At 60.5% G+C, this 18,615-nt stretch carries 17 protein-coding genes and 5 pseudogenes; 11 read left to right on the forward strand and 11 right to left on the reverse strand.

Going from position 1 to position 18,615, the window contains the following annotated elements; genetic code table 11:
* Window positions 1-677: 677 nt before the first annotated feature.
* Window positions 678-2,168: an MmgE/PrpD family protein gene (locus A3AC_RS0124565; RefSeq protein WP_025602112.1), complete on the reverse strand. Its 1,491-nt coding sequence runs from the start codon at window positions 2,166-2,168 to the stop codon at window positions 678-680.
* 124 nt (window positions 2,169-2,292) lie between these two features.
* Window positions 2,293-3,786 (reverse strand): MmgE/PrpD family protein, encoded by a 1,494-nt coding sequence (locus A3AC_RS0124570; protein WP_025602113.1) that lies wholly within the window; start codon window positions 3,784-3,786, stop codon window positions 2,293-2,295.
* 157 nt (window positions 3,787-3,943) lie between these two features.
* On the opposite strand from A3AC_RS0124570, the gene A3AC_RS0124575 reads away from it, so the two are divergent.
* A complete protein-coding gene (locus A3AC_RS0124575; RefSeq protein WP_025602114.1) occupies window positions 3,944-4,669 on the forward strand; it encodes a GntR family transcriptional regulator in 726 nt (241 codons plus the stop codon).
* Between the two features lie 241 nt (window positions 4,670-4,910).
* Here A3AC_RS0124575 and A3AC_RS0124585 read toward each other — a convergent pair whose 3' ends face one another.
* From A3AC_RS0124585 to A3AC_RS0124595, 3 genes are read right to left on the reverse strand one after another with little or no spacing between them, the layout of a single operon-like run.
* Window positions 4,911-5,090, reverse strand: coding sequence for a hypothetical protein (locus tag A3AC_RS0124585; protein ID WP_025602115.1), 180 nt, complete (start codon window positions 5,088-5,090; stop codon window positions 4,911-4,913).
* Between the two features lie 8 nt (window positions 5,091-5,098).
* Window positions 5,099-5,476 carry a type II toxin-antitoxin system VapC family toxin gene (locus A3AC_RS0124590; RefSeq protein WP_025602116.1) on the reverse strand — a complete coding sequence of 126 codons (378 nt, stop codon included), beginning with the start codon at window positions 5,474-5,476 and terminating at the stop codon, window positions 5,099-5,101.
* A complete protein-coding gene (locus A3AC_RS0124595) occupies window positions 5,476-5,712 on the reverse strand; it encodes a type II toxin-antitoxin system Phd/YefM family antitoxin (protein ID WP_025602117.1) in 237 nt (78 codons plus the stop codon). Before A3AC_RS0124595 ends, A3AC_RS0124590 begins: the two co-directional genes overlap by 1 nt.
* An 80-nt stretch (window positions 5,713-5,792) precedes the next feature.
* Between A3AC_RS0124595 and A3AC_RS0124600 the strand changes: the two are divergent.
* A pseudogene (locus tag A3AC_RS0124600) lies at window positions 5,793-6,128 on the forward strand (error-prone DNA polymerase); the annotation flags it as partial.
* Window positions 6,129-6,213: 85 nt separating this feature from the next.
* On the opposite strand, the pseudogene A3AC_RS31335 reads toward A3AC_RS0124600, so the two are convergent.
* Window positions 6,214-6,384, reverse strand: a pseudogene (locus A3AC_RS31335) (IclR family transcriptional regulator); the annotation flags it as partial.
* A gap of 541 nt (window positions 6,385-6,925) precedes the next feature.
* On the opposite strand from A3AC_RS31335, the gene A3AC_RS0124610 reads away from it, so the two are divergent.
* The 4 genes from A3AC_RS0124610 (at window position 6,926) to A3AC_RS0124625 (ending at window position 10,691) form a co-directional block, all read left to right on the forward strand.
* Entirely contained in the window at window positions 6,926-7,540 is a 615-nt protein-coding gene (locus tag A3AC_RS0124610; RefSeq protein WP_025602120.1) for an O-methyltransferase, read from the forward strand.
* A gap of 318 nt (window positions 7,541-7,858) precedes the next feature.
* The gene (locus A3AC_RS0124615; RefSeq protein ID WP_025602121.1) at window positions 7,859-8,596 is read left to right on the forward strand and encodes a transporter substrate-binding domain-containing protein; all 738 of its coding nucleotides are present in this window, start codon (window positions 7,859-7,861) and stop codon (window positions 8,594-8,596) included.
* A 206-nt stretch (window positions 8,597-8,802) separates the two neighbouring features.
* A complete protein-coding gene (locus A3AC_RS0124620) occupies window positions 8,803-9,666 on the forward strand; it encodes a S66 peptidase family protein (protein ID WP_025602122.1) in 864 nt (287 codons plus the stop codon).
* 305 nt (window positions 9,667-9,971) lie between these two features.
* The gene (locus A3AC_RS0124625; RefSeq protein ID WP_025602123.1) at window positions 9,972-10,691 is read left to right on the forward strand and encodes a hypothetical protein; all 720 of its coding nucleotides are present in this window, start codon (window positions 9,972-9,974) and stop codon (window positions 10,689-10,691) included.
* A 210-nt stretch (window positions 10,692-10,901) separates the two neighbouring features.
* Here the strand turns inward: A3AC_RS0124625 and A3AC_RS0124630 are convergent, their stop codons facing one another.
* The gene (locus A3AC_RS0124630; RefSeq protein ID WP_025602124.1) at window positions 10,902-11,363 is read right to left on the reverse strand and encodes an SET domain-containing protein; all 462 of its coding nucleotides are present in this window, start codon (window positions 11,361-11,363) and stop codon (window positions 10,902-10,904) included.
* Between the two features lie 242 nt (window positions 11,364-11,605).
* On the opposite strand from A3AC_RS0124630, the gene A3AC_RS30235 reads away from it, so the two are divergent.
* From A3AC_RS30235 to A3AC_RS0124645, 3 genes are all read left to right on the forward strand, one after another.
* Window positions 11,606-11,962, forward strand: a complete 357-nt coding sequence (locus A3AC_RS30235) for a nucleoside 2-deoxyribosyltransferase (RefSeq protein ID WP_232231983.1) — start codon at window positions 11,606-11,608, stop codon at window positions 11,960-11,962.
* A gap of 61 nt (window positions 11,963-12,023) precedes the next feature.
* A complete protein-coding gene (locus tag A3AC_RS0124640; RefSeq protein WP_198018034.1) occupies window positions 12,024-12,434 on the forward strand; it encodes a hypothetical protein in 411 nt (136 codons plus the stop codon).
* Between the two features lie 150 nt (window positions 12,435-12,584).
* Window positions 12,585-13,964, forward strand: a complete 1,380-nt coding sequence (locus A3AC_RS0124645) for an amino acid permease (RefSeq protein ID WP_025602127.1) — start codon at window positions 12,585-12,587, stop codon at window positions 13,962-13,964.
* A 167-nt stretch (window positions 13,965-14,131) separates the two neighbouring features.
* Here A3AC_RS0124645 and A3AC_RS0124655 read toward each other — a convergent pair whose 3' ends face one another.
* The gene (locus A3AC_RS0124655; RefSeq protein WP_025602128.1) at window positions 14,132-15,193 is read right to left on the reverse strand and encodes a DMT family transporter; all 1,062 of its coding nucleotides are present in this window, start codon (window positions 15,191-15,193) and stop codon (window positions 14,132-14,134) included.
* Window positions 15,194-15,302: 109 nt separating this feature from the next.
* On the opposite strand from A3AC_RS0124655, the pseudogene A3AC_RS30240 reads away from it, so the two are divergent.
* Window positions 15,303-15,461 (forward strand): annotated as a pseudogene (locus A3AC_RS30240) (metal-sensing transcriptional repressor); the annotation flags it as partial.
* 1 nt (window position 15,462) lies between these two features.
* Window positions 15,463-15,771, forward strand: a pseudogene (locus A3AC_RS0124665) (DSD1 family PLP-dependent enzyme); the annotation flags it as partial.
* A gap of 104 nt (window positions 15,772-15,875) precedes the next feature.
* On the opposite strand, the gene A3AC_RS0124670 reads toward A3AC_RS0124665, so the two are convergent.
* From A3AC_RS0124670 to A3AC_RS0124680, 3 genes and pseudogenes are all read right to left on the reverse strand, one after another.
* Complete coding sequence (locus tag A3AC_RS0124670; protein WP_025602131.1) at window positions 15,876-16,730, reverse strand: PA4780 family RIO1-like protein kinase; 855 nt, start codon at window positions 16,728-16,730, stop codon at window positions 15,876-15,878.
* Window positions 16,731-16,875: 145 nt separating this feature from the next.
* A pseudogene (locus A3AC_RS31110) lies at window positions 16,876-17,182 on the reverse strand (hypothetical protein); the annotation flags it as partial.
* A gap of 22 nt (window positions 17,183-17,204) precedes the next feature.
* A complete protein-coding gene (locus A3AC_RS0124680; protein WP_025602132.1) occupies window positions 17,205-18,353 on the reverse strand; it encodes a porin in 1,149 nt (382 codons plus the stop codon).
* Window positions 18,354-18,615 lie beyond the last annotated feature (262 nt).

Raw genomic sequence — 18,615 nt, forward strand, 5'->3', positions numbered from 1 at the left:
TGCGACGCGGCGTGCGAACGTCCGTCGCCGCGCGCGAATGGTGACATTGAACGGGCCGCCAACACACCGAGTGAAGAACGTTTCTTCGCTACTTCGGGGGTGCTGGAGCGCGGCGTTGAATTCGCGGCAAGAATCGGCTCGGCTCAGCGAAACCAGAACCCTCGAGGCCCGAACGTCCCGTTGATCGCCTCGGCTGGCGAGGACGCATACCCAAATTACCGGCGGAGATTTTTTCAATCCGATCTCGCAAAAGCGCGATCGCCATCGAAGCCTTCGTGCGAGTTACAGCTCGTCACGGACGAACGGCGTGCTGATGCGGATGAGCGCGCGGCTGACGGCCTTCGATTGTAATCAGTAGTGGAAGCCGCCGCACTCCCGCGCGGTATCGCGCAAGCCCTGAGCCGGAGGTCGGCCGTCGCCTACAGCGAGAACGTGCGCCGCTCGCCACCCGTCAGATCCGCCGTAGGTACAAGCCAAATAAGCGCTGTCCAAAGAACGCTCTGCACCGTGCAGCAAATCGCCGCGTCATGACAGAACACCTGGGTCCTGTAGCGCGCGCCGACGTCGAAGCGGGCGCACGAGCCGACCGACAGCCGGTCCCACTGACCAATTCGCGATGCGGGCCGCCCCCGGCTACGGTCTCTTCTGGAAGGGGCGCCCGCGCCCGCCTTTGCCGCTCACTGCGGCGACGCGGCCAGGGCGATATCGCCCGCGCTTGCCAGTTGTTCGACCTGCCAGCACTTGTCCATCAATGCGCGGGTTCGCTGCGGGGAAAGGATTCCCTCCGCGAGATCGGCGAATTTCTTCTCGAGTTGCTGATCGGTCATCGGCACCTGCGTGCTGCCTATCGCGTGTTCAATGAACTTGTGCAGCTTGCGCCCGTCCTTCAACGTGATCGTCATGTCGACCTGCTCCGGCTTGATCGCCGGGTCGATCATCGCATTCACCTTCTCACGCAACGCCACGGTGGCCGGATCGCGCACCTTGGCATCGCTGAACTGCTTTTCTCCAGCCGCCCCGTCGATCACCGCGATTGCCACAGCGTGATAAATGCTGAACTTTCCCTCAAGACCGATCTGCGGCGTCTTCTTGCCGGTCAGTTCGATGACGAGCGGATGCACGCGCAGATCGACGCGGTCGATCTGATCGGGCTTCAGGTTGTACTGGTTGCGGAGCTGGATTGCCGCATCGATCGAAGGATGAATCACGATGCCGCAAGCGAACGGCTTGTAGGTGTTGAGCGTCGACTCGTAATGCGAGCCGAGGCCTTGGGTAATCTCCCGATAGTCCTGCTTGGTGCTGATGGTGTTCGCCCAGCCGCGCTTCGCTTCGATCATGCCATCCGAACTTGTATAGTCACGACCCGCCAGAAGCGCCGCGAAAATACCATTCGCGGCTGCGCGTCCGGGATTGAAACTCTTGTTCATCGAGCCGAACGATTCCCGCAAGCCGACCGGCTGCGACGCGGCGAGTCCCAACGCCCACACCATCTGCTGCGTGCTCAAGCCCATCAGCTTGCCGGTGGCTGCCGCCGAGCCGAAGACGCCGCAAGTGCCCGTGATGTGCCAACCCACATCGTAATGATTCGGATATACCGCGTTGCCGATCCGCAATTCGGTTTCGACGCCCAGCACGAGCGCGTTGAGGAAGTCTTTGCCTGATACGGAGCGGTACTGCGCATACGCGAGAATTGCGGAGACGACAGGCCCGGCGGGATGAATGATCGTCTTCAGGTGCGTATCGTCGTAGTCAAAGATATGACTGCTGACACCGTTGATGAAGGCCGCGTTCATGATGTCGAAGCGCTCGGAGCGGCCCAGCACGTTCGCCTGCGGCGGCCCCGAGAACGGCATGAGCGCGGCAACGGCGCGGTTCACGGTCTCGTCGTGGGAGCCGCCGACCGCCACGCCGACCCAGTTCATCAGCGTGCGCACGCCTTCCTTGCGCGCCGGTGCGGGCAAGTCTTCGTAGCCAGTCTTGACGATGAACTCCGCGAGAATGCGCGTCACTTTCGGCGGACGCACGGGGGTGGCGCCCGTGGTTTCAGAAGCCGAGGTCGCCGTAGACGTCCCCGACGATTGCGCGAATGCAGCGGTAGAAGCCGTAGCGGAGGCCAAAGCGCCCATGGCGCCGGTCTTCAGAAAGTTACGCCGGTCTAGAAACGACATGGTTTTGATTCCTTCGGTTTTGGGTCTTTGATTCGTCGGAAGCTCGGCGGTGTGGCTCGTCGCAACGAAGCCGCGCGCATGAGCCGAAGTAGCAGCCGCAAGCAGCGTGGCACGAGCGCGCTCGTCACGCCGTAATTAGCGTCCTGAGTTCGCGAACGTCCTTGAGCGTTTCCAGGCGGTTGATCGCCTCGATGAGCCTTGATGTTCTCGCCGTCCCGAGAATCGGCGACATCAGATCGCGGGCTTTTGCGTTGACGGCATCGGTGGACAGCGGGTTTTCTTTCGTGCCCGGGGGAAAGCGCGTGTAGTGCTCCACGGTGCGGCCGTCCGTCAACGTGACTTGCACTCTCGCGCCGCGCGGCGCTGCCGGATCTCGCAACGATTCGTCGGCTTGTACAGTGACCTTGGCGCGTTGCGCGACGATCACCGGATCGTGCATCAATGCGACGTCATGACTGTCGCGAAACGACACAGCGCCTTTCACAAGTGCGAGCGCCACCAGATGCGGACAATTCACATCGGGCATCGCGCTTTCGCCGACGATCCCCTCGGCGTCAGGCGGAATCCTCACGGCAATCGCGCGCACGTTCTCCGGCGTCAGCCCGTACTGCTTGCGCAGGCTGAGCAGCGCGTCGAGCGGGGACTGGATCGGATAGCCGACCGAAAATGTCTTGATGGCCGTCTCGGTCACGTAAAAGCGGCTGCCAAGACCGTCGAGCATCGCCTGCGGTTGCGGCTTCATCGACAGCGCGATGAAAAGGTTGTGCTTGCCGTCGAGCACGTCGAACACGCCCGTCATGCCGGAACGCACCATCTCCACTGCTTCGACGCCGTTGCGTGCGCCCATGCCGGCGAAGTCGAAAGCCTTCTCGATGTGATCCTTGTCTTTGACCCAGCTCCACAGTCCCGACACCTGTTGCGCGGAGTACGAGAGCGCGTAGCGCATCTGCGTTTCGTCGAGCCTCGCAAGCGATGCCGCGGCGCCGAGGGCGCCGAACGTCGACGACGTTCCCTCCGCGCTGCGATGCGAACCGCGCACGAGGTCGGGACCGAGTGCCATCAACAGACGGCACGCGAGGTCATAGCCAAGCGCGACCGCACGCAGCATCGCCTCGCCGCTTTGGCCTGCATACTCGCCGACGGCCAGCGCGGACGGCACGACCGAACTGCCGGGATGCGCTTTGGTGACGGGCTCGAAATCGTCGGTTTCGTCCGAGTGCGCACACATTGCGTTGGCAAACGCGGCGTTGACTGTCGTCGTGCGGAAGCTGGAACCGATCACCGACGCCTGCGGCTCGCCGCCTAGACCGCGCACGTATTTCGACGCCATCATGCCCGGGCGCATCCGCGAACCGGACACCATCGCGCCGAAGGTGTCGAGAATGCGGTGCTTGCACGCGAGCATTGCCGTGTCAGGCAAGGGCGCGTCGCGCGCCGCTACCATGTAGCTCGCAAGCTGGCCCGTCAAGTCGGCGCCGCTCGGGCTGCCGGACGCTTCCTCGTTCGCGCCGATCGCGGCGCGCAGCGGTCCAAACGACAGCGCTGCAAGCGCGCCCGCCGCTCCTAGCAGACGACGCCGTGGGAACCGGCGGTATGCCGGCTTGAGACCTGGAGCCATATGCGTGGCGTCTCCATAGCTTCTTGTAAGATAGTGTCGCGTCCGTCATAGTGTCGACACTTTACGCAGTCTAAACAAGTCGGCGTTACGATGGCAAGCAAAACGAGTGCAAGAATATCGATACCTGTGACAGGCTTACGGGTCGGAAGGAGTTTGGATGAGTCAAAATGTCGACAGAAGCGTACTCGAGGATGATGGCGAATCGTCGTCGGTGAAAGAGATCGTCGACTGGGTGTCGCGCGGCATCATCGAAGGTCGCCTGTTGCCGGGCGACGATCTGAACTCCGTCGATCTGGCCAAGCGGTTCGATGTGAGCCGCACGCCCGTGCGCGAAGCGCTCTTCGTGCTGAGCCGCGAAGGGCTGGTGGACTGGTCGCCACGCCGGCGACCGCGAGTCTCGGCGGTCCAGTTGAAGGAAGTGCGCGAGATCTATCATCTGCGTGCGATTCTCTACGCGGAAGTGTCGGCTGGGATCGCCGCTCGCGCGAGCGACGCCGACATTGAATCGCTATGGGCCGCCCATCGGCGTCTCGCCGACGTTGCGGCGAAGGGGGACGTGGACGGATACTTCTGGGCCAATGTGGCCTTTCGCGATGAAGAGTTGCGGGTGTGCGGCAACGGTATCTTCAAGGAGGTGCTGGATTCCATGCGGATGCGGATTAACCGGCTGCGTCGCTTGAGTACGTCATTGCCCGGGCGTTTGCACCGCTCGTGCACGGATCATCAGCGCCTATGCGAGGCTTACGCTGAACGCGATGGTGTGCTGGCTGCGGCGCTGAACCGATCGATCGTCCTGAGCGCGCTTCAGGCGATCGAACTCGCCTGGGATCGCGTGCCGACGGACGTGGACGTGCCGGCCAGGAACCGCAAGCGCAGCCGCTAGGGGTATCAGTGGAATGAGCCGCGCTCGCGCTTTGCTCTGCGGCTGCGCCCTCCCCGACCGCAAGCCCCGAACAGCCGGTGTTGTTGGGGATGACGCACGCCTGATTGCAGTTTTCTCGGTGAAGGCCAATCGCCTCAGCCTGCTGCGTCCTATGCGGTATATCGGCGCGGAACTGCTGCTGGTGATCGGCACAAGTTCGTGGAAACGGTGTTTCCGCAACTGACGACGCATAAGGTATTGTTCATTCCATGTCCGGGCTGGTGTCGATGGCCTGCTCAGCCCACAATTCGTAGCGTGCCGTCGCATCGCTTTCGGTCCAGCCGTGCCGCATATGCTGCCTGATGAAGTCAGCTTTGGCGCGCGCATCGGTGCGCGGCAGTGTGCCGCCACTTTTCGAGTAGACCGTTGGGATGAATCGCATGCTTTTTCTTACACACCAATAACCAGATCGGTGTACTTCGAGAGATGGCCGTCCGAAGTGACTAACCGCAACGGCTCGGACATTGCCTGCGCAACCAGAAGCCGGTCAAACGGGTCGCGGTGAATGCCAGGCAGATTACGAACCAATGCCGCATGAACGGCGCGTACCGGCAGTTCCAGGTATCCGCTGGCTTCGATTTCCGAAACAAGCATATCGACGTCGGCCTCAAGTTTGCCAAGACCGACCTTGATCGAAGCCTCCCAGATGCTCGCGCTGCTTACATAGACTTCGTCAGCTTCCAGAATCAGCTTGCGCGCCGCTTTGGTCAGGTTGCGGTCGTCCATGACCGACCAAAGGTAGACGTGTGTATCAAGAAGCAGGCGCATCAACGACCCTCGAATGCAGCAATCACATCATCGGGAAGCGGGGCATCGAAGTCATCCGCAATGCGGACCTTGCCCTTGAGGCCACCGAACCGCCGCGTGACCTTCGCCCGCTCCATCGGCACGAGCCGGGCGGCCGGCTTGCCGGCCTTGGCGATGACGATTTCCTCGCCGCTGGCCGCGGCATCGACCAGCCGCGAAAATTGAGTCTTCGCCTCATGAATGTTGACTGTCTGCATAACTGCTCCTAGTGGACTTAGTCCATATTAGTCCACTGCGCATAACCGGTCAAGCGGTACGCGTCTGACACATCAATTAACAGCAGGAAGAGGTGATCCAGTACATCTACCGGAAGTACTCGCGCACGCGCGCCGCACTCGCGGCGGCGGTGACGACCTACCGCCCGCGCTCGGCGATCCGCGATTCGGGCAAGGCGCTCGGCATCGATCCCGTCATCGTTGACCGCGTTGCAAAGGAACATCACCGGTTCGATTCAAGCGCGGACCTGATCCGGCGATTCGTGGATAGCGGCCTCCATCCCGAGACGCCGATGATCCAGCAGTGGGCGACGCTTGCCGCGCAGCGGCTCGGCTTTCCTCGTCACCTGTCGCAGCACACGGGCGGCTTCGTGATCGCGCGTCCATCGACGGCCCGTCGGGCGGCAGACGCGCGGCGTTCATGTCACAGATGTGATCCGCTTCCTCGCGCGGCATCGAAGCGAGCAGCATGACGCCCGCGATGCTCACGCCCAATGGGCGGCGCGTACCGACATCGATGGCGAGCACCTTGATCGGATAAGAGCCGGTCTTTCGCTCGATCGCCACAGAGTCCCATCCGGCGCGAATGGTCAGGAAAGTGGTGTCTCCAATCTCGTTCGGAAGTGCCGCGAGATACGGGGAGGCGATTCGCAACGGAATCGAACTGGTCCGGCAGGTCGGAAAACAGCAGGCGTGCTGGCTCCGGACGAAGCGTACGCACGCGATTATCTGGCGGCTGGAGCAACTTTTGTGGCTATCGGAACTGACGTGAGTCTGCTGACAGGAGCAGCGAACAAACTTCTTGCTACCTACAAAGACGCAAAAGAAGCGAGCGCCGACGCCGCTGAGAAAAGTGGCTACTGACCTTCGAACAAAGAACAGGCGACGCGCGGACCGTAGCGACGATCGTAGCCCGGGACATCCCTCGTCACTGCGTGAGATCCGGAAGGCGAATCATGCTCACTCAGTGTTGCGCGCTCGCCCGGCACGGAGTGCGCAGTAAGCGGTCCGTACGCGCTATCGTAAGTGGCGGACTGTGTCCCGCCTTTTCAGGGAGTACGCCAGCGCAAGTAAGCCAACGTAACAGATGAAGTCGTGGTGACCGGGAACACCGAATACCGTATATGGTCCTTCAAGTTGAGTTCAGGCTCGCTCGCTGCTCATGCTTGCTCATCCACTTCACATCGAGGATAGAATGGACCACGCACTTTCAAACGTTCTCTACGAATACGATCAATTGCTTGCAGAAGAGCAGAAAAAGCGGGAGAGCGGCACCTTAATGCCCAAAGAAGGCCAGCGAGACGAACGCATCCTCGCGGTCGGGCCGCAAACGGGGCAGTTCATCAATCTGCTGGCTCGTAGCCTCGATAAGCCAACGATTCTCGAGATCGGGACATCTTATGGCTATTCAAGCGTATGGCTCGCGGATGCGGCGCGAGCTAGCGGCGGTAAGGTCATCACCATGGAACTCGCCGACTACAAATCCACGTTTGCACAGGGCATGGCTGATAAAGCCGGACTGGCTCGCTACGTCGACTATCGCGTTGGCGACGCCGTAGCGATGATTGCCGACCTGGACGAGCGTGTCGATTTTGTTCTTCTTGACCTGTGGAAAAATCTTTACGTCCCGTGCCTGTCCGCTTTTGCTCCGAAGCTTAATGCGGGAGCAATCATCGTGGCCGACAATATCTCCCCCAACCGCGAACATGCCGCTGAGTACTGTCAAGCCGTTCGCTCAGTCCCGGGAATGTCCAGTTTTTCGGTGCCGGTAGGCCAAGGTTTGGAGTTGAGCCGGTACAAGGCCTTTTGACGTTGCTTGTGAGGGGACGCTCGGCATGTGAGTCGGGATTGCCGACAATCCCGACAAGCGGTGGGAGAATCGACAAGTTGGCGTGTGAACGTCACTCGGCGCATTGTCGGGTCTTGGTCCGGATGGAGATCACAAGTGTCCTTGCATAACGTTGTGTCGCTTCCATTTGCTTCGTTGAATGACGGTCGGTTTGGTTCCAGGTTGATGACGACACGGATCGCCGCGTTCGTGCAAGAACCGCCCATTTATACAAGTGAGTAAGATTCTTAACAATCGGCCGTGGACCTGACGGCCGTTTTCGGTCTGCGAGATGAAGCGATGAAGGTAACGATTGCGTACATCGAAGAGCCTCCGTTTGGCTGGACCGAAGCGGACGGCACCGCTACCGGCGCTGACATCGAGCTCGCGCGCACGATCCTGCGAGAGATCGGCGTCACCAGGATCGAGCATTGTCTGACCACGTTCAGCGAACTGCTACCCGGCGTTGAAGCAGGTCGCTGGGACATGAACGTTCCTCTCTTTGTGACACCGCAGCGTGCCAATACAGTCGCGTTCAGCCTGCCGGTGTGGGGAATCGAGGACGGCTTTCTGGTTCGACCTGGAAACCCCAGAGCGCTCAACAGCTACTCCTCAATAGCCGAATGTCGTGATGTGCGCCTCGGCATCGTTGCCGGACAGGTTCAGTATGATTCGGCGGTAGCGTCAGGCGTGAGGAAGGAGCAAATCGTCATTTTCGAGCAGCAAGCCGACGCAGTCGCGGCCGTTCTATCCGGTGCGATCGACGCTTATGCGAGTACGGCCTTAGGAAATCGGATTGTTGCAAGCCGGATGGGCAACTCGGTGATCGAGGCCGTCTCGCACGAGCGGCAAACGAACGGCGGGCGGCGGACGCCTCCGCTGGGAGCGTTTTCATTCAACCGACAGAACGTCGATCTCGTAAAGGCGGTGAATCGGCGACTTCGTTCGTATCTCGGATCACCGGATCATCGCACGAGCATGGCGCGATTTGGGCTTACGGATAGGGAAATCGGGCCCGCTGTGTTGAAAGCAGGATAAGCCGGCGGGCGGCCAGTTGTGGCCGGTCAACTTATGCTTCAAACAGGAAAATAGCAAAATAGGCGCACTGCACAAACCAAGGAGTCGACTAGACGCAGCGATGTCTGTCTTCCAGGACGAAAGCGGGTTCTTGCTTGGAGCATGGCTCAGCGTTCCCCACAAAGACCTTGGCATCCGTCGACCGTCAACACAATGGAGGAATCGACGTGACAGTGAAAGGCAAACGGGTGGCGGTCGTCGCGCCGGCGGGCATTCCTGACATGGATAACCTCGCGCAGGCGGTGTCGCTGCTCGAGAACTGGGGATTTTCTGTCTCCGTGGGCGCGCACGTGGCTGACAGGTTCCGGTATCTCGCGGGATTCCATCAGCATCGCACTGGCGATCTGCTTGCGGCGTTGTCGGACCCGGCGGTGGATATCGTCTGGACGGCACGCGCCGGCTATGGCTGTGCGCATGTGCTGCCAGCGCTTCCCGCTACCGTGCCATGCGAGAAAACCGTGATCGGCTTTTCGGATGTGACCGCGCTTTTTCACGCGCTGCGGCAAATTCCCGGCATCGCTGTGATTCACGGCCCGACGCTCAACGGCCTGGCGACGAAAGTTGACGACATGTCGCGCCGCAGTGTTCTCGATGCGCTCACAGGGGTCACGCCGGCGCCGCTGCCGCTCGAACGTCTGCATGGGCCAGCTGATTCGATCAAAGGGCCTCTTGTCGGCGGCAACCTCACGGTACTTGCCAGCACGGCCGGCAGCCGTTGGCAGCCTAGCTTTCGCGACTCGATTGTCGTGCTGGAGGACGTTACGGAACTTGCATACCGCCTTGACCGCAGCATCATGACGCTACGTCACGCCGGCATCCTCGATGGCGCGCGTGCGATTGTGCTCGGAGAATTCGTCCGCTGTCCGTTACCAGCCGGGGCCGACTACTCGCTCGAGGACGTGCTGCTCGACGTGCTGGCGCCGGTCGGCGTCCCAATCTACGGGGGCTTACCCATAGGACATGGTGAGCGTAATCTGTCGTGGGTAGTTGGGCGGCCCGTCGAGATCCGCGAAGGCGTGTTGCTGCGATAGCTTTGGCTTTCGCATATTGCTTACGATCAGCGGTCGTTGGGGCAGCGGACGTGGTTCGGCCATAACCGGCCGTTCGACACCGATGCTCAGATCGTTCACAATCGCCACAACTTCCCTTTGACGCAGAGTTTGCGCGCGACAGAGATGACTGAATCGAAGCAGCCTATCGGGCGTGTAGCGTATTCCGAGTTCGCAGAATGCTATGCAGCGGCCGTTACTACAAAGCCGCACAACGCTCTGTACGAACGCCCCGCGACGATGTCGCTTCTGGGCAATGCCAATCCTTCCCTCGGGAGGCCGCATAGATGCGATACAGCAAGGAGTTCTTCGACCTGCAGATCCGATTTGCACAGACCGTTGTCGCTCTGCTTGATATTCCAATCGAGAAGGCGCTGCTCGACTATACGAATATCTACGTTCGCTTCGCGCTCGGTCGGGCCTTTGATCAACATCATCCGATCTGGCGGTGCTATGCGGACGGCTTGAGCGAATCCGTTGACTTGTACGATTGGACATACCGTTTCTATCTTGCGAGAACTGACGTTACCCAGACGCAGTCCACGGTTGCCACGGTCGGTTGCTTTTCATACGCCATGCAGGATGCGGAATGCGTGCGTATCCACTTCGAAAATATTGAGCCAGCGGCAGTTTCTCCTTTGAGCATCGACCGTCTACCTGTGCGGCTTGCGGAACTCCGCTCGCTTTTCGATCACGTAAGGCACAACCAGCAAGAAGCGACGCACGTTGCCGGAACTTCGTGGCTCTATAACCTACTCGCTTATCAACGGTGCTTTCCAGATGAATACGTTGCGAGCGCCAAGGTTGCCGAATCGCGGTTCCGCAACATGCCTCTGTGGGGGCAATTTCTGGATCGCCATGGCGCGGTCAGAGTCGGCGTCGTGGAAGATTTCATACGACGGCTATCGTGCGTAGCAAACTTTCAAGATCTGGTGTGTAGCTTCCCGCTTCAGGCGCTTGCGGTCGAAGCCCCAATCGAGCGGTTCTACTGCTTCTACGGGGCCTAGCAGGACCGCTGGATGTCCGCTTCGCGGAAAGCTGGCCGTCCCCTTTGGGTCGCGTTGAGGCAGTGCGCCCGGAATCTGCTCGCCCGACCGACCATTGAGCTATGGCCGACGAACGGCGATCGCGACCAAGGGCCGGGTACCTGGCTGGCTTGCCGGCAACCATCCGTCGGCGTTCGTAATAACGCCCCCTTGATCTAGGGCGCCGCGCCGTCAACCGTACTGCCTGGGCGCGCGTCGCACCTCAGCCAGCATCGTTCCGCGGCAACAACGGTGACCGCAACGGCATGCGTACTGCGCCCGTACCGCTGCCGAGGCGCGGCCTTCTGTGGTGAGTCCGTATGCGATGAAGAGCTCGTCGCCGGGCTCGATATCCGACACCGCGTGAATGTAGACCCTTCCATGTTCCTCGACGGCCTCGCAGTTCGGGACGCAGGCATGGTTGAGCCAACGCGCGCTGTTGCCGCCGAGTGAACCGTCAATGACCCGTCCGTCGGCAAGTCCAAAGAGAAAGGTATGGCCCTGCTCTCCGAACCGGCGATGGCGACTTACTGCTCGCTTCCAGCTCATCACCGTGCCCGTGTACTCGAGGATGAGTTCGCCGGCGAATATCGGCCGCAGCGCGAAGACGCCGCGACCGTGAACGCTCGAGCGGCGGACAGAAATTCTTTTCATCGATGATTGAGACTGCAGATGTTGAAGGTGAGGTGCCGCTCGGAACGACCGGAACCACCATAGCAATTCGCACAAGCCCGGTCGGGCACTTCACAGCAGTTGGCGCCTGGTAGAATCGTCCACCATTCCCAACGGAAACTCAAGACAATGACACGTTACAAAGGACTGCTCGCCAACAGGAGCAGCTTGAAAAACTGATCGCGCAAACGAGGCAGCAAGAAGCCGCGCCCGAGCTCGAAAAAGTGCGCGCGACTGTGGCGGAGTTCGGTTTCACGCCTGAAGACGTCATGGCCAATGTCGGCGACTTCCGCGGCGTGGGCGAGCCGGACAGTGGAACCGCGTTCGAGATCGGGTTTGCCGCCGCGTTCGGAAAGCCGATATGGGCTTATCGCGACGATCTGAGCGCACTGCGAGAGCGCGTGCCGTGCACCGCGACAGCGCTCGGCGGACTCTGCGAGCGCGGCTATCTCGTCGAAGACTTTGGACTTCCCGTCAACCTGATGCTTGCGTGCGCGGCGCAGATTGTCCAGGGCGGCCCACTGGCCTGCCTGCGCGCGATCCAACGCACAGGGCAAGCGGATGCCCCCTTCTCCCTATAGACCGGGTGGCGAATCGCAGATTCACAAGGTGTCGGGGTGACGCCGATTGCGAGGTGTGCCGGTGAATTCCATCCGGCTGGTCGTCGAGGACGAAGGGAAGTCCCTGCTCTTTCCGATTGACTTCGACGTGGCGGACCAGATCAAACGCGGGAGCCCCTATGAGGCTACACACGTGACCACCGGGCCAAACTTCGGTGTTACAGCATCTGAAAAGGCCGAAAATCAATCCTCGATTTCGCGCTGGACACTTGCCCTTCGCGCAGACGTCCCTTTCGCCAACCGTCTGGCCTTCATCGAGCGTGTTGGATACGAGACTGAGTTGAATGGCGCAGCCGCATGGATCGCGCCGCTCATGCCGCCAGTGACGAAGGCAACGCGCTTAGCGGACATGGTGTTGTCCTTGTGGCCCATGACCGTTCGTTCCAACGGACGACATAACTTGACGGGTCAAAGCCCCGACCGCTTTCGCTGATGAGAAAACCGCAAGACATAGTGAGCAGATGTCGTTTGCGAAGACCCGAATAGTTGCCCACAATTTTGGACCGGGCAGTCGTTTTCGTCAGAGCACACATCTGACCGGCATCGGCCGCCGCCCTTCACAAAAGAAAAGAGGACGCAGGAGATGCAGGACAACAGATTGAGGCAGAGCCTCAAGCAGCGGCACATCACAATGATCGCGCTAGGCGGCGTGATCGGTGCGGGCCTATTCGTCGGGTCGGGCGCCATCATCGCGATCGCAGGACCCGCTGCGATCCTGTCATACATTGTGGGCGGCATCATAGTCACGCTGGTCATGTTCATGCTCGGCGAGATGGCGTCCCGCAATCCCGACAGCGGCTCATTCTCCACGTATGCCAGCGCCTATCTCGGCGAGTGGGCCGGCTATGCAGTCGGCTGGCTGTACTGGTTCAAGTCCATGATGACCATCACGCTCGAAGCGATTCTGCTCGGCGCTATTCTGCACGATTTCCTGCCGTGGCTGCCGGTCTGGGGTGGCGCGCTCTTCATGCTGCTGACGCTGATCGCAAGCAACGCGTATTCCGTGCGCTCGTTCGGCGAGGCCGAGTATTGGCTGTCGTTTGCGAAGATCGCGACAATCGTCATCTTCATGGCGCTCGGCATTTCGATCCTGCTGGGGCTGCAGCCGAACATTCCCGCGCCCGGACTGGTGAACCTGACGGAGCACGGCGGATTCATGCCGACGGGCATTTCGCCCGTGCTCGCCGGCATCATCGTCGTGATCTTTTCGCTGGGCGGCAGCGAGATCGCAGCGGTGGCCGCAGGTGAATCGGAGAACCCGCGCAAGAACGTCGTCAAGGCCGTCAAGAGCGTCATCGTGCGTGTGATGGTGTTCTACATCGGCTCGGTGTCGATCCTGATCCTCTGCGTGCCGTGGACCGACAAGGCCAACCTGAAATCGCCATACGTCTCCCTTTTCAGCACGGCCGGCTTCACCGGCGCCGCCATCGCGATGAAGGTCGTGCTGTTCGTGTCGTTCATGTCGGTGATGAACTCGTTTCTGTTTTCCAACTCGCGCATGCTGTTCTCGCTCAGCCAGCGCGGTCACGCACCGGCGCTGTTTGCGCGGACCAATTCGAAAGGCGTGCCGATCAATGCGCTCGCCCTGTGCTTCGCGATCTGCGTGATGATCCTGGCCGTCCACTTCGTGAGCGGCGGCGACCTCTTCCTCATGCTGGCGAAGAGCAGCGGCGCGTTCGTCATGATCGTGTGGATCTTCATCATCGTCGCGCACCTCGCTATGCGGCGGCAGACAAAGCAGGAGCGCAGCGATCCATCGGCCTTCAAGGCCTGGTTCTATCCGTATTCGAACTGGGTGGCGCTGCTTGCGCTCGTCGCGGTGCTGGTTTCGCAAGCGTTCAATCCCGGTTCGCAATTTCAGTTCTGGTTCACGGTGTCGGTGACCCTCGTTGTCGTCGGTTCCTATTTCGCGCGCCGCAAGCGGCCTTCGTTCGGCGTGGCCACCGGCGTGGATCCGAACTAGTTGGAAGGCCGCGCGACTCGCGTTTTGCATCCGGCGTCGTGCTCGACGGCCAGCGCCTTTCCGCAGAACGCCGCCGTCACACATGCTCGCGCGGGGTGGCCCAATGCCTGCACCACGGCCGTTTCGAACAGATTGATCAACAAGCGCCGTGTTCCAAGGCTTCCCGATCAATGCGAGTGACGATGGTGAATATCCGGAAAATGCGCGTGCGTATGAGTGATCGGCATATGAACGTGCGGATGTGCGTGCGGCTCCGTTCCATCCCAATCGAAATCGTGCTCATGCTGATGGTGCTCGTCATGACGATGCCGGTGCGTGTGCGCCAACTGTTCGTGCGTATGACGGTGTTCGTGGCGTTCCCGCAGATGCAGCCAGACGCCAATGCCCATGAGTAGAGCGGCACACCAGAACAGAATGGACGGCATCTCCGGCCACAAGACCACTGACAGCGCGACGCCAAAAAGCGGTGCGACGGAAAAGTAGGCGCCCGTCCTGGCAGTGCCCAGATTGCGCAACGCAATGACGAAAAGCACGAGACTCACGCCGTATCCGGCGAATCCCGTCACCATCGCCGACACCATGTGCAACGCGTCCGGGAACCGGTCGCCCATCAGATGAGCGATACCAAGATTGACGACGCCTGCTACCAGCCCCTTCAGACATGCGATGACGGTGGCGTCGTTGGTCGAGACCTTGCGCGTGAGGTTGTTGTCGATTGCCCAGCATAGGCAGGCACCCGCAACCAGTATGGCGCCCGCGGGAATTCCGTTAGCGCCGGGCTGCCACGAAAGCAGCACGCCGCCTGCCACGATCGCGACCATGCCAAGAAACACCTGATAGTCGACGTTTTCGCGGAATACGACCCACGCGATGACGGCCGTGAACACGCCCTCCAGATTCAGCAGCAGTGAACCCGTTGCCGCGGGCGTACTGGCCAGACCGAGCATCAGCAGCGCGGGACCCGCAATGCCGCCCGCGAGGATCGCACCCGCCAGCCAGGGCACTTCGGCCATCTGAATGCGGCCTTCATCTTTTCTCTGCTGTGCGCTGCGGCGAAAATGCCGGATCAGCAGCGTCAGCGCGAGCCCGACTCCGCTGCCCAGGTAGAACAGCCCCGCCACCATGAAAGGCGACAATGTTCCCAGCAAAATCTTGGCAAGTGGCGTGGTCGCGCCAAACAGGGCGGCGGCAAACAACGCAGTGAAAGCTGCATTCAAACGAGCGGTCATGAGGTGTTCCGGCAAAAGCGGCTCAAAAAACCAAGAATAGGCGACAGACGGAAAAAGGGCTCTAGTTTATGTTAGCGTCCCCCTACCCTATATAGCCGGGAGCTTACGGGTGAGCCATACGATTCGCGAGAAACAGAATCTGCTCGATCGTGTGCGTCGCATCAAGGACCAGGTGGAAGCTATTGAGCGCGCGCTCGAGCAGGAAGGCGGCTGCAATGATGTGCTGCAGTTGATCACGAGCTGCCGCGGAGCGATGAACGGTCTGCTGGGCGGGCTGGATGGCAATGAGCCGCGACCGCGGCACGCAGCGTCAGAAACAGGACTTTGGTTACAGATTGGTCTGTCTGGAAAACGGCGAGGTGCTGCGCGAGTACATGATGAGTGGCGCGAACCAGGAGCACGGCATCATTTCCCGAACCGGCACACCAGACCACGAGATCGAGAAGCGGCTTCCAATTGGGACGCGTCTACGCATCCTGCCCAACCATGCATGTGCTACAGGAGCGCAGCATCCGGCCTATCAGGCGGTGAATACGGACGGCAGTGTCGAGACCTGGCCGCGGTTTTACCGCTGGTGAGGCGAACGCATGAGAGCCCTGCTTGATCGTTAGCTCAGAAGCGAAGTGAGGTGCCACGAAGTCCTACGCTTCAGTACTATTTCCGGCGACATCGAACGCAGTTTCTAGCCCGAACTCAGTTCCTGTTGTCGCCGCAATCGTTCGTCTTCTTCAAGGCGTGTCGCTTCGATCTCCTGCAGCACACCATCGAGATCGACAGGCCGCGCGTCGACTTCTATGCGGCCCGTCAATTCGGCGTCCACATGCAGCCGCCCCGCTTCGAACAGAGTCCAGATCTCGGCACCATAACTTGCGGTGAGTAGTTGTGGTGCGAATCGTCCGAAGTACGCGGCCAGGTTGTCGACGTCACGCTTGAGCATGGAGGCCGCATCGTTGTTGCCGGCTGCGTCAACGGCTTGTGGCAAATCGATGATAACCGGCCCATCCGCTGCCAGCAGAATGTTGTATTCGGACAGGTCGCCGTGTATCACCCCCGCGCAGAGCATCCGCACCACCTGGTTGAGCAGCAGCGCGTGCAGTTCAAGCGCGCGTGATTCAGTCAGATCGACGTCGTTCAGGCGTGGCGCGACATCGCCCAGCGCGTCGACGACGAGTTCCATCAGCAACACGCCATCTGTACAGATATAGGGCTGCGGCACGCGCACGCCTGCGTTCGCGAGCCGGAACAGCGCGTCGACTTCGGCGTTCTGCCATGACGCTTCCTGCATCTGACGGCCGTAGCGCGTGCCCTTTTCCATCGCACGCGCCTGCCGGCTGTTCTTGACCTTGCGGCCGTCGCGATACGACGCGGCCTGGCGAAAGCTGCGCTGCTTCGCGTCCTTGTAGACCTTTGCGCAACGCGTCGAGTCGCCGCTGCGCACGACGTAGACCGTCGCCTCTTTACCGCTCATCAACTGGCCGACAACTTCGTCGATGAGCCCTTCTTCGAGGAGTGGCGCGAGCCGTTTGGGTATTTTCATGCAACCGCCAGGTGCGGCTCATAGCGCGTACATTCCACGTGCGTGGATGACGAATGCCCCACTGAGCTATGGGCGAATGACGAACCGATGAGACGGGCGCCCGATGGCGCCGCGCGTAAGCTTGCTGCGGGGGAAACGGATGAGGTCATGCCGGATTATAAGGGAAGCGGGGATGAACAGTGCGGTCGGCCATGTCAGACCCGCGGTCCACGCAATCGAACAACCTCCTGACCAGATCCTCCTTATCCAGTTGCTCGACCCACCAATCCAACGCGTGCCCGCATTTATCCTCGCGCCACGCGAGATAACATCGCGTATGCTCGCGCACGCCGGTGACGCGTTTCCGCCGCGCGCGGCGGCTCGCCGACCGCGCCCACGGCCAGATCGGCGCGCCGCGTGATCAGTGCATCCCACACGCCGCCAGGCACCTCGGTCGAGAAGCGCAGCCGCGTTGCGGAAGTCCGCTGCGAAAGCTTAGAACGAATGACGCATACCGATACGCACGTCGGCCTGCGTGCTGGTGGACGACGGCGTAAAGCTATAGCCAATCACCGCATTCACGCCATCCGATGCGCGGAGGTAATCGCCGGAGATGTACACGTCCGTACGTTTGGACAACAGGTAGTGAAGCCCGAGCGAGCCCTGGTTCCAGTGGTTGCCTTCAAACCGCGTGTGCTGATAGCCGCCGTAGAGCATCAACGCCGGTGTGAAAGTATACGAAGCGCCGCCTTCATATACCTGCATATGCGACGTTTGGCCGAGGCCCTTGATTGTCGTGTAAGTGAAGTTGCCGCTCAGCATCACATTGCCGATCGTGTAGGCGGCGCCGACCGCAAACGCGCCCTGCTTGTCGACTGGAAACGAAGTCGAGCTGTACAGATCTGTTACCGCCCCGGTTGCAGGATCGACAGAAACGGTCGGTCTGCCGAGGAAAGTACGCGTGCCGATCATCGCGTACGGATCGAATGCGTAAATGCCGAACGGATTGTTCAACTGCGTATAGGCGGCGCCCATGTTGAAGGGACCATGCTCATAACGCGCACCCACACTCCATGCGCTCTTCTGATGGAAGTCGCCCGCCGTGTTGCCGAACGAGTACATGCCACCGAAAGAAAAGCCCGATATATCGTTGGAGAGGAACTTGACGGAATTGGGCAGCCGGTCGCCGTTCATGCGGTCGAAGTCGCCCTGGTGGATCGCGTAGCCGCTCGCCCACGCGGAAATGTTGTACAGGTAGGCGAATTCTTCGGTCATGTCGAGCTGATTACCAAACGACAAGGTACCCCAACTGTTCTTCAGTCCGACATACGCCTGGCGGCCGAATTCCGCACCACCGAATCCCAACTGCCCATTACCCAGGTGGAAACCCGACTCCAGTACGAATACCGCCTGCAAGCCGCCGCCGAGATCCTCGGTGCCTTTGAAGCCGATACGGTTGCCGTATGAAATGCCGTCGTCGAACTTGACCTGGTGTGAGCCACCGGCATTATTCACGTAGGTGATGCCGGCATCCACAATGCCGTACAGTGTGACGCTGCTTTGTGCGTGGACAGCCGTGGGCGCAAATGCGGCGCTCGCTGCAATAGCGAGTCCCGAAAGACTGACGGTATTTCTCTTCTTCATCTGATTCTCCCCTGCTCTGTGACTGCGCAATTCGTTGGATGAAGCGATCCCTGCCGCGCTGTTGTGAGGCGCGCGGCATTTCTCGCGGGACGGGCAGTTCGAAACCGGCTGAGACCGGTCAATGGAGCCTGGCTTTTACTTGTCGTGCATAAAATTCCGCCAGGCTGGGCATCGACGAGTCAAGAATACGGGTCCAGATTTACGGCGAATCGATCGGATGCGACATGAATCTGTCGCCTCGCGACCTTACGATTGCAATTGC

Origin of the sequence: Burkholderia sp. WSM2230, assembly GCF_000472445.1 — a bacterium.
Lineage (GTDB): Bacteria > Pseudomonadota > Gammaproteobacteria > Burkholderiales > Burkholderiaceae > Paraburkholderia.

Coding starts and splice junctions, on each gene's coding strand:
- A3AC_RS0124680 (WP_025602132.1), bottom strand. CDS start 18,353: ATGAAGAAGAGAAATACCGTCAGTCTTTCGGGACTCGCTATTGCAGCG.
- A3AC_RS0124630 (WP_025602124.1), bottom strand. CDS start 11,363: ATGAAAAGAATTTCTGTCCGCCGCTCGAGCGTTCACGGTCGCGGCGTC.
- A3AC_RS0124625 (WP_025602123.1), top strand. CDS start 9,972: ATGCGATACAGCAAGGAGTTCTTCGACCTGCAGATCCGATTTGCACAG.
- A3AC_RS0124615 (WP_025602121.1), top strand. CDS start 7,859: ATGAAGGTAACGATTGCGTACATCGAAGAGCCTCCGTTTGGCTGGACC.
- A3AC_RS0124655 (WP_025602128.1), bottom strand. CDS start 15,193: ATGACCGCTCGTTTGAATGCAGCTTTCACTGCGTTGTTTGCCGCCGCC.
- A3AC_RS0124585 (WP_025602115.1), bottom strand. CDS start 5,090: ATGCGATTCATCCCAACGGTCTACTCGAAAAGTGGCGGCACACTGCCG.
- A3AC_RS0124645 (WP_025602127.1), top strand. CDS start 12,585: ATGCAGGACAACAGATTGAGGCAGAGCCTCAAGCAGCGGCACATCACA.
- A3AC_RS0124590 (WP_025602116.1), bottom strand. CDS start 5,476: ATGCGCCTGCTTCTTGATACACACGTCTACCTTTGGTCGGTCATGGAC.
- A3AC_RS0124595 (WP_025602117.1), bottom strand. CDS start 5,712: ATGCAGACAGTCAACATTCATGAGGCGAAGACTCAATTTTCGCGGCTG.
- A3AC_RS0124570 (WP_025602113.1), bottom strand. CDS start 3,786: ATGGCTCCAGGTCTCAAGCCGGCATACCGCCGGTTCCCACGGCGTCGT.
- A3AC_RS0124575 (WP_025602114.1), top strand. CDS start 3,944: ATGAGTCAAAATGTCGACAGAAGCGTACTCGAGGATGATGGCGAATCG.
- A3AC_RS0124610 (WP_025602120.1), top strand. CDS start 6,926: ATGGACCACGCACTTTCAAACGTTCTCTACGAATACGATCAATTGCTT.
- A3AC_RS0124565 (WP_025602112.1), bottom strand. CDS start 2,168: ATGTCGTTTCTAGACCGGCGTAACTTTCTGAAGACCGGCGCCATGGGC.
- A3AC_RS0124670 (WP_025602131.1), bottom strand. CDS start 16,730: ATGAAAATACCCAAACGGCTCGCGCCACTCCTCGAAGAAGGGCTCATC.